The 6,084-nt window shown below is 71.1% G+C and carries 3 protein-coding genes and 2 tRNA genes; 4 read left to right on the top strand and 1 reads right to left on the bottom strand.

Going from position 1 to position 6,084, the window contains the following annotated elements; genetic code table 11:
• Positions 1–29: 29 nt before the first annotated feature.
• Positions 30–584: a PPA1309 family protein gene (locus ACFWRO_RS36900; protein WP_384519038.1), complete on the bottom strand. Its 555-nt coding sequence runs from the start codon at positions 582–584 to the stop codon at positions 30–32.
• Positions 585–718: 134 nt separating this feature from the next.
• Between ACFWRO_RS36900 and ACFWRO_RS36895 the strand changes: the two genes are divergently transcribed.
• From ACFWRO_RS36895 to ACFWRO_RS36880, 4 genes are all read left to right on the top strand, one after another.
• A complete protein-coding gene (locus ACFWRO_RS36895) occupies positions 719–3,694 on the top strand; it encodes a UPF0182 family protein (protein ID WP_384519035.1) in 2,976 nt (991 codons plus the stop codon).
• Positions 3,695–3,745: 51 nt separating this feature from the next.
• Positions 3,746–3,819, top strand: a tRNA-Met gene (locus tag ACFWRO_RS36890).
• Positions 3,820–4,025: 206 nt separating this feature from the next.
• Positions 4,026–5,951, top strand: a complete 1,926-nt coding sequence (locus tag ACFWRO_RS36885) for a tetratricopeptide repeat protein (RefSeq protein WP_384519033.1) — start codon at positions 4,026–4,028, stop codon at positions 5,949–5,951.
• A gap of 46 nt (positions 5,952–5,997) precedes the next feature.
• Positions 5,998–6,071 (top strand) — tRNA-Met (locus ACFWRO_RS36880).
• The last annotated feature ends 13 nt before the right edge of the window (positions 6,072–6,084 follow it).

Raw genomic sequence — 6,084 nt, 5'->3', positions numbered from 1 at the left:
GGGCGCCCCCTCGTGCGTACGTACGCGGCTCAGGACTCGAAGGTCGCCGCCAGGGCCTCCGCGAGGCCAGGGACCAGGTCCGCACCCGTGAGGACCTCGTTCGGCGAGTCCTTCTCGCGCAGCCGGATCGCGGCCTCCCGCGCGCCGTTACGGAGCACGGCCACGGTCATCCGGACCTCCTGCCGGTCGGGGTGCCTGGCCACCCACTTCGCCAGAGCGGCCTCGCTCAGGCCCTCCGGAACGGAGGCCTCCGCCGACGGCGGGAGCATCAGCCGCTCCACGGTCAGCGCGCAGCCGGCCACCGCGTCGGGCCAGGCGATCGTGCCGAGGAACTCGTCGAGGGCCTTCCCCTTCGGAAGTTCGTCCTGCTCGATGGGGGTGTAGGCGGCCGCCTCGTCGCCTTGGAGGCCGAGCTGGGAGGCGAGCCCCGGCTCCTTGGCGCGCAGGCGGGCGGTGTCGACCAGGGCGAAGAGCCGGGCCGGCCGGTCCCAGCCGAGACCGGAGGCGTACTCGTCGATCTCGAGCACCGCGCGGGTGAGGGGGCTCGCGGCCATGGGGGTGCCGGAGGGGGAAACGTTGGACATGGACAACATCCTGCCTCCTCCGCCCCCGAAGACGGGAACTAGGTAAAGCCTCAGTAAGTTGCATCAGTGGGCTCTACGATCGCGGGGCCTGCTTATCGACGCATCAACCCGAGGGGCGCACGTTGGCTTTCCAGATGCCGGACCGCGGAGGCGGCGGAGGTCCGTCCGGGCCAAGGATCAGAGTCGGCCGGCCGTCCCGGCGCGCCCGCACCCTGCTCATGACCCTGGGCGTGCTCGCCGTCCTGGCCATGGTCTTCGTCATGTTCGCCGGGTTCTGGACCGACTGGCTCTGGTACCGCTCGGTGCAGTACTCGTCGGTGTTCACCACCACCCTGTGGACCAAGATCGGCCTCTTCGCCGTCTTCGGTCTGCTGATGGCGCTCGCCGTCGGGCTGAACATCTGGCTCGCGCACCGGCTGCGGCCGCCGCTGAGCGCGATGTCGCTCGAGCAGCAGAGCCTCGACCGGTACCGGATGGGTCTCGCGCCGTACAAGAAGTGGGTGCTCCTCGCGATCACCGCCCTGGTGGGCCTGATCGCGGGCGCCTCGGCCTCCGGCCAGTGGCGGACCTGGCTCATGTGGGTCAACGGCGTGTCGTTCGGCCAGAAGGACCCCCAGTTCCAGCTGGACGTGTCGTTTTACGCCTTCGACCTGCCCTGGTACCGCTTCCTGCTCGCCTTCGGCTTCGCCGCCACGATCCTGTCGCTGATCGCCGCCGCCCTCACGCACTACCTGTACGGCGGACTGCGCGTCACCAGCCCCGGCGCCCGCGCCACCGCCGCCGCGACGGGTCACCTCTCGGTGCTCCTCGGCGTCTTCGTCTCCCTGAAGGCCGTGGCGTACTGGCTCGACCGGTACGGCCTCGCCGTGAAGTCCAGCGACTTCAAGGCGGCCGGGAACTGGACGGGTCTGCGGTACGTCGACGCCAACGCCTATCTGCCGGCGAAGACGATCCTGTTCTGCATCGCCGTCATCTGCGCCGTGCTCTTCTTCGCGACGCTCTGGCGCCGCACCTGGCAGCTGCCGGTGATCGGCTTCGGCCTCATGGTCCTGTCGGCGATCCTGATCGGCGGCCTGTACCCGGCCATCGTGCAGAAGTTCCAGGTCCAGCCGAACGAGCAGGCCAAGGAAGCGCCGTACATCCAGAAGAACATCGACGCGACCCGCAAGGCGTACGCCATCGACTCGACCAAGCCGGAGAACTACTCCGGCAAGTCGACGACGAAGAACAAGGACGTCCTGCGCACCGACGCGGACACGGCGGCCAAGTACCGGCTGCTCGACCCGAACATCGTGTCGCCGACGTTCCAGCAACTGGAGCAGAAGCGGAAGTACTACCAGTTCCCGACGACCCTCGACGTCGACCGCTACAAGGGCCAGGACACCGTCGTCGGCCTGCGTGAGCTCAACATCAAGGGCATCCCGAAGCGGAACTGGATCAACGACCACTTCACGTACACCCACGGCTATGGCGCGATCATGGCCACGGGCACGCAGACGGACGCCAACGGCTCGCCGATCTTCACCGAGGCCGGACTGCCGACCACGGGCCAGCTCGGCCCGTACCAGCAGCGGATCTACTACGGCGAGAAGACCGATCAGTACTCGATCGTCGGCGGTCCGCAGAAGGAACTCGACTACGAGGACAACGGCGAGAAGACCACCAGCTACGAGGGCAAGAGCGGGGTCAACCTCTCCAACACCTTCAACCGCGCCGCGTACGCGGTGGCCTTCAGCGAGCCGCAGATCCTCTACTCGGGGGCCATCGGCGAGGGTTCGAGGATCCTCTACAACCGCACCCCCAAGGAGCGCGTCGAGGCGGTCGCGCCCTGGCTGACCATCGACGGCGACGCCTACCCGGCGGTCGTCGACGGCCGGATCCAGTGGATCGTCGACGCGTACACGACCACCAACGGGTACCCGTACGCCTCGCGCACGACGCTGGGGGAGACCACGGCCGACGCGCTGACGGTCGGCAACCAGCAGCGCACGGTGGTCGCCCAGCAGAACCAGGTCAACTACATCCGCAACTCGGTGAAGGCCACCGTCGACGCCTACGACGGCACGGTGAAGCTCTACGAGTGGGACACCAAGGACCCGGTCCTCAAGACCTGGATGAAGGCGTTCCCGGACACCGTGGAGCCGCGCGAGGCGATCAAGGACAGCCTCATGCAGCACCTGCGGTACCCGCAGGACATGTTCAAGGTCCAGCGCGAGCTGCTCACCCGGTACCACGTCACCAACCCGGCGCAGTTCTACAGCGGTTCGGACGCCTGGCAGGTGCCGGACGACCCGACCAACAAGGACGGCAACGCGGTTCCGCCGTACTACCTGAGCCTGAAGATGCCCGGGGACGACCAGCAGCGGTTCTCGCTGACGACGACGTTCACCCCGAACGGGCGGCCCAACCTGGGCGGCTTCATGGCGGTCGACGCCGACGCCAAGAGCAAGGACTACGGGCGGATAGAGCTGCTGCGCGTGACCTCCGACGTCCCCGGTCCCGCGCAGGTGCAGAGCAAGCTCAACGGCCTCCCGGACGTGGCCCAGTTCGTCCGGGACATGAAGGGCGCGGACTCCGACATCCAGTACGGAAACCTGCTCACGGTCCCGCTCGACGGCGGCTTCCTCTACGTCGAGCCGGTCTACGCCCAGGGTCGCAACGCGCTCTACCCGCTGCTGAAGAAGGTCGCCGTGTCGTACGTCGACGCGGACCAGCCGGCAGGTGACACGACCAAGGACACCACGGTGTTCAAGGACAACCTCACCGACGCGCTGAACGCCGTCTTCGGCGTGGAGGGCACAACCCCGCCGCAGCCGGAGCAGCCGGGCACCAAGCCGCCGACGACGCCGACGACGAACGACGCCGCGCTGAAGCAGGCCATCGCGGACGCCCAGAAGGCGTACGACGACGGTGAGGCGGCGCTGCAGAAGGGTGATTGGACCGCCTACGGCAAGGCCCAGACGGACCTGCAGGACGCCCTCCAGCGGGCCGCGGACGCCGGTGCCAAGCTGACGCCGACTCCGGCGCAGGGCGCGAAGCCGTCGGCCTCCGCGACGCCGTCCCCGAGCGGGACGCCGTCGGCACCGCCCACGAGCCCGCCGAGCGGCTGACCGGCCTGGTCAGACCCCACCCCGCGCCGTGATACCTTTAAGGAACAACGACGCGGGGTGGAGCAGCTCGGTAGCTCGCTGGGCTCATAACCCAGAGGTCGCAGGTTCAAATCCTGTCCCCGCTACTGCAGGCAAGGGCCCGGATCCTTCAGGATCCGGGCCCTTGTCGTTGTTCCACGACGCCGCGCGACGCCCCGAAGACCGGTAGGGAGGGGGCGAGTTGGGGCGAGACGTGTTTGACTTATCTCTCTGTGGGCATGTCGACAAAACGCTGAAGTGACCTCACTGGCTGCGGTATACCAGGTGTACGCGCGTTGCGGGTGGTGCGACGATGGTTTTTATGGGGGACAGGGCAACTCTGTTGGAGACAGGGCGGTTTGTGCAGCGGCACGCCCGGCGTGCCGCGGAGGACATCATCGAGGCCGCCGAGGCCGTCGATGTGGCCATCGACACCACCACCGCCGAGAGCGAGACGGAGACCGAGACCGAGGGACGCCACCGGCGCTCCGCCGAGAACGGCGACGCCGCGTCGATGAGCGTGCTCGGCGCGCTGCTGCTGCGCCGGGGCGACCTCGACGGCGCCGAGCCGTACCTGCGCGGAGCCACCGCCGAGGGCGACCGTGCCGCCGCCAACAACCTGGGCGTCCTGCTGCACCAGCGGGGGTACGCGGACGAGGCTGCCGGCTGGTGGCGCGTGGCCGCCGTCGCGGGCTCCGCGCCCGCCGCCCACGCGCTCGGCCGCCACCACCGTGAGCGCGGCGACGAGCCCGCCGCCGAGTACTGGCTGCGCCAGTCCGCCGAGCAGGGCCACGCCCTGGGCGCCTACGCCCTTGCCGACCTCCTGGAGCACCGCAGCGACGTCGGCGCGGAGCGCTGGCTGCGCGCGGCCGCCGAGCAGGGCCACCGTGAGGCCGCGTACCGCCTCGCCCTGGCCCTGGAGAGGCGCGCGACCGAGACGACCCGCGCCCCGGGCCGTGACGGCGCCCTGGGCGCGAGCGCGGGCACGGGCGTGAGCACGGGCGCCGGGCCCTCCGCTCCGCCCGACGGCGAGCTCGCCGAGGCCGAGCAGTGGTTCCGGCAGTCCGCCGCGCGCGGGCACCGGCGGGCCGCGCTGCACCTCGGCGCGATCCTGGAGAAGCGCGGCGAGCTCAAGGAGGCCGGCCGCTGGTACCTGAGCTCGGCCAAGGAGGGCGAGGCCAAGGCCGCCTGCGCGCTCGGCTTCCTGCTGCGCGACGCCGGGGACGAGGAGAGTGCCGCCGTGTGGTGGCTGCGGGCCGCCCAGGACGGCGACGGCAACGCCGCCAACGCGCTCGGCGCCCTGCACGCCGCCCGCGGCGAGCAGCAGACCGCCGAGCGCTGGTACCGCGCCGCCATGGACGCGGGCGACGTCAACGGCGCCTACAACCTCGGGCTGCTCTGCGCCGCCCAGGACCGCAACCAGCAGGCCGAGCAGTGGTACCGCCGCGCCGCCTACGCCGGGCACCGCGAGGCCGCCAACGCGCTCGCCGTCCTGCTGCTCCAGGCCGGCGACGCGAACGGCGCCGAGCCCTGGTTCTCCAAGGCCGCGGAGGCCGGCAGCGTCGACGCCGCCTTCAACCTCGGCATCCTCTACGCGGGTCGCGACGACGACCGCTCCGCGCTGACCTGGTACGAGCGCGCGGCGGCGGCCGGGCACACCGAGGCCGCCCTCCAGGTCGGCATCGCCAGCCTCCGCGACGGCGACGAGCAGGCCGCCGAGCGCCACCTGCGGTGCGCGGCGGGCGGCGGCAGCGCCGAGGCCGCGTTCCGGCTCGCGAGCGTCCTCGACGCGCGCCGGCCCGAGCCCGGTCCGCCGGCGCTCGGTGCCTCGCGCGAGGAGAAGACCGAGTGCGAGGAGTGGTACGAGCGCGCCGCCCAGCAGGGGCACCGGCGCGCCCAGGTACGGGTGGGCATGCTGGCCGCCGGACGAGGTGACCTGGCGGAGGCGGCCCACTGGTACCGCGAGGCCGCGGAGGCCGGCAGCCGTAACGGCGCGTTCAACCTCGGCCTGCTCCTGGCCCGCGAGGGCAGCGAGCGCGAGGCCGCCCTCTGGTGGACCCGTGCCGCCCGTGCCGGGCACGGCCGCGCCGCGCTGCGGCTCGCGCTGCTCGCGGCCCGCCGCGGCGAGCTGACCGAGGGGCGGCGCTGGTGCGCCCGGGCCGTGGAGCTGGGCCCGGCGGAGGTGGCCGAGCGCGCGGCCCGACTGAGCGAGGCGCTGCACCAGGAGCTCACCGCTTAAGGGATTTGCGCTGGTGGAGGGGGTCCCGTAAGGTTGGGTTCACCGACGCGGGGTGGAGCAGCTCGGTAGCTCGCTGGGCTCATAACCCAGAGGTCGCAGGTTCAAATCCTGTCCCCGCTACTCAGTAGCAACG

It is taken from the genome of Streptomyces sp. NPDC058579 (genome assembly GCF_042718575.1).
Classification (GTDB): domain Bacteria; phylum Actinomycetota; class Actinomycetes; order Streptomycetales; family Streptomycetaceae; genus Streptomyces.
This window is presented reverse-complemented; position numbering and strand designations above follow the sequence as displayed.